The 3,100-nt window shown below is 63.5% G+C and carries 4 protein-coding genes; 2 read left to right on the forward strand and 2 right to left on the reverse strand.

Annotation, left to right across the window (positions count from 1 at the left end; genetic code table 11):
- The coding region (locus NW837_RS13575) for a glycerate kinase (protein WP_414332149.1) at window positions 1-965 on the forward strand (965 nt) is incomplete at its 5' end.
- 31 nt (window positions 966-996) lie between these two features.
- On the forward strand, window positions 997-1,311 hold the full coding sequence (psb28, locus tag NW837_RS13580) for a photosystem II reaction center protein Psb28 (protein WP_011433213.1): 315 nt from the start codon (window positions 997-999) through the stop codon (window positions 1,309-1,311).
- A 17-nt stretch (window positions 1,312-1,328) separates the two neighbouring features.
- On the opposite strand, the gene gatA is transcribed toward psb28, so the two are convergent.
- Both gatA and NW837_RS13590 read right to left on the reverse strand, forming a co-directional pair.
- Window positions 1,329-2,861, reverse strand: coding sequence for an Asp-tRNA(Asn)/Glu-tRNA(Gln) amidotransferase subunit GatA (gatA, locus tag NW837_RS13585; protein ID WP_414332150.1), 1,533 nt, complete (start codon window positions 2,859-2,861; stop codon window positions 1,329-1,331).
- A 56-nt stretch (window positions 2,862-2,917) separates the two neighbouring features.
- The coding region (locus tag NW837_RS13590) for a hypothetical protein (RefSeq protein WP_414332151.1) at window positions 2,918-3,100 on the reverse strand (183 nt) is incomplete at its 5' end.

Genomic DNA, 3,100 nt, shown 5'->3' on the forward strand with positions numbered 1-3,100 from the left:
GTCTGTGGGTCACCGGCCCCCTGGGGGATCCCGTCTGGGCGGAGTACGGGGTGGCAGGAGAGCTGGCCCTGTTGGAGCTGGCCCAGGTGGCTGGCCTGACCTTGGTGCCACCGGAGCGGCGGGATCCCACCCGCACCACCACTTATGGCCTGGGGGAGCTGCTGCGGGCTGTTTGCCGCGATCCCATCGCTGAGATCTGGATAGGACTGGGGGGATCCGCCACCGTGGATGGAGGGGCGGGCATGGCGCAGGCCTTAGGCTATCGCCTGTTGGATGGAGCTGGGGATCCCATCGGCTGGGGTGGGGCGGAGCTGGCCCGGCTGGCGCGCATCGAGCCCCCCGAACAGCCTGGTTGGCAGGGGAAACGGGTCCGCGGCCTCTGCGATGTGCAAAACCCCCTCACCGGCCCGTGGGGAGCCGCCGCCGTCTTTGCCCCCCAGAAGGGCGCCACCCCTTCCCAGGTGCAGCAGTTGGAGCAGGCGCTGCAGCAGTGGGCTCAAGTGGTGGAGCGAGATTTGGGCCAGGCCGTGGCCGGGATCCCGGGGGCCGGAGCCGCAGGCGGCTTAGGAGCAGGTCTGGTGGCTTTTTTGGAGGCCACTCTGGAGTCCGGGATCCAGCTCTTGGCGCGGCAATTGGCCCTGCCGGAGCGCATCCGCCGCTGCCATCTGGTTGTCACCGGAGAGGGCTGCCTCGACGAACAAAGCACGATGGGAAAGGTGGTGGGGGCCGTGCTGGAGCAGGCTATCCAAGCCCAAAAACCCCTGCTCATCCTCTGTGGCCAGGTGACTCCGGCAGCGCGCGCTGGGTTGGCAGCCCAGCCTCTTCCCCTTCGGGTTGGCGCCCTGTGCGACCGGATCCCCGATGTGGCAGAAGCCCAACGGCAGGCCGGCCATCACCTGGAGCAGATGACGGCCCAGGAGCTGAGAGATTTTCTGGAGCAGGATGCGGGGATTGGCCGGTTATAATGGCTTAAATCATCGTGTTTCGTAGGACATCATGGCCAGTATCGAGTTCTCCCCCGGCATCCAAGAGGTGCCCACCCAGGTGCGAGTGCTGAAATCCAAGACCGGCAACCGGGGATCCGCGATTTTCCGCTTCGAGGATCTAAAATCCGATACGCAAAACATCCTCGGCATGCGGATGATCGATGAGGAAGGGGAGCTGACCACCCGCAACATCAGGGCCAAGTTCCTGAACGGGGAATTCAAAGCCCTGGAAGTGACCTACGACATGGAAACCGAGGCAGAGTGGGATCGCTTCCTGCGCTTTATGGAACGCTTTTCAGCGGCCAACCAGATGGGCATGGCCTAGTTGCCGCCCTTCCCGCCTCAGCTTTTGGATTTTTTGCTCCTTTTGCCGGATCTGCGCTTGGCTTGAGGTTGGCCGGGATCGGATCCCTGGCCCTCTTCAACTGAGGGCTGCCCTAGCGGGGGCCGTCGCTTGTGCCAGTCGGTGCTTTGCTCGTAGGCATAGGCCACGCGGAGCACCTTGCTCTCCTGTAGGGCGTTGCCCACAATTTGCAGGCCAATGGGCAGGCCATCGGCAAACCCGCAGGGCAGGCTCAATCCCGGCAATCCCGCCAGGTTCACCGGGATCGTCATCAGGTCGCACAGGTACATGCTGAGGGGATCCTCCCGCTCGCCGAGCTTGAAGGCTGGGGTGGGGGTGGTGGGGCTGACCAGCACATCCACCTTCTCGAAAGCCTTGAGGAAGTCCTGCTTGATGAGGGTGCGCACCTTCTGGGCCTTGAGGTAGTAGGCGTCGTAGTACCCCGAGGAGAGGGCATAGGTGCCGATCATAATGCGCCGCTTCACTTCCGGCCCAAAGCCGTGGGCGCGGGTCTTGCCATACATGGCCAGCAGCGAGTCGGCAGGTTCCCGCAGGCCGTACTTTACCCCGTCGTAGCGGGCCAAGTTGGCAGAGGCTTCCGAAGGGGCGATGATGTAATAGGTGGCAAGGCCGTAGCGAAAACTGGGGCAGTCGATCTCCAGGATCTCGGCCCCCAGCTCCTGCAGATGTTGAATGGCCGCTTGCACGGCAGCGCGGGTCTCCTCGCCGCATCCTTCCCCCAGCAAGTCGCGGATCACCCCGATTTTGAACCCCTTGATGTCCGGGATCAGAGCCTGGCTATAGTCCGGGATATCCACCTTCAGGCTGGTGGAGTCCATCGGGTCATGGCCGGCGATCCCCTGCAGCAGCAAGGCCACATCCTCCACCGTGCGCCCAAACGGCCCCACCTGATCCAAAGACGAAGCAAAGGCCACCAGCCCGTAGCGAGACACCAGCCCGTAGGTGGGCTTGAGGCCCACCACCCCACAAAAAGCTGCCGGTTGGCGGATGGATCCCCCCGTATCCGAGCCCAGAGCCACCACCGCCTGGTCGGCAGCCACCGCCGCCGCCGATCCCCCAGAGGATCCCCCTGGCACCCGCGTCAGATCCCAGGGATTGGCCGTGCGCTGAAAGGCCGAGTTTTCCGTGGAGCTGCCCATGGCAAACTCGTCCAGGTTGGTCTTGCCCACCGTCACCATGCCCGCAGCCGCCAGCCGCGCCGTCACCGTTGATTCATAGGGGGGAATGAACCCCTCCAGCATCCGGGAGGCACAGGTGGTGCGGATCCCTTGGGTACAGAGGTTGTCTTTGACAGCTAACGGGATCCCGGCCAAAGGGCCAATCTCTTCCCCGGCCCGAATGCGGGCGTCCACCGCCTTGGCCTGTTGCAGAGCCAGTTCCTCGGTCACAGTAATAAAGCTTTTAAGCTGCGGCTCCAGTTGGGCCAGGCGCTCCAGGTACTCGCGGGCGATCTCTTCGGCAGAGCGCTCTTTGGTTACCAACTGCCTGTGGAGGGCACGGATGACAGACATAGGCAAACTCGTGGGGAAGGGCAAATGCCAGTGAGGCCAGACAAAGTTCCTCTAGATTAATCTAGGTGGGATCCCTTCCTACCCAAAATCCCGCCAATTTCCCCTCTCCCTGAGAGAGAGGGGCTGGGGGTGAGGGCGTCGGCAATGCAGAGCGCTTGGGCCCAAGTTACCGCCGTTCCAAAAAGTCGCGGCGCAGATCCCGAATCTCCTGCCGCATCTCCCGCATCTCTTGGGCCATC

Origin of the sequence: Synechococcus sp. R6-10, assembly GCF_047461815.1 — a bacterium.
Lineage (GTDB): Bacteria > Cyanobacteriota > Cyanobacteriia > Thermostichales > Thermostichaceae > Thermostichus.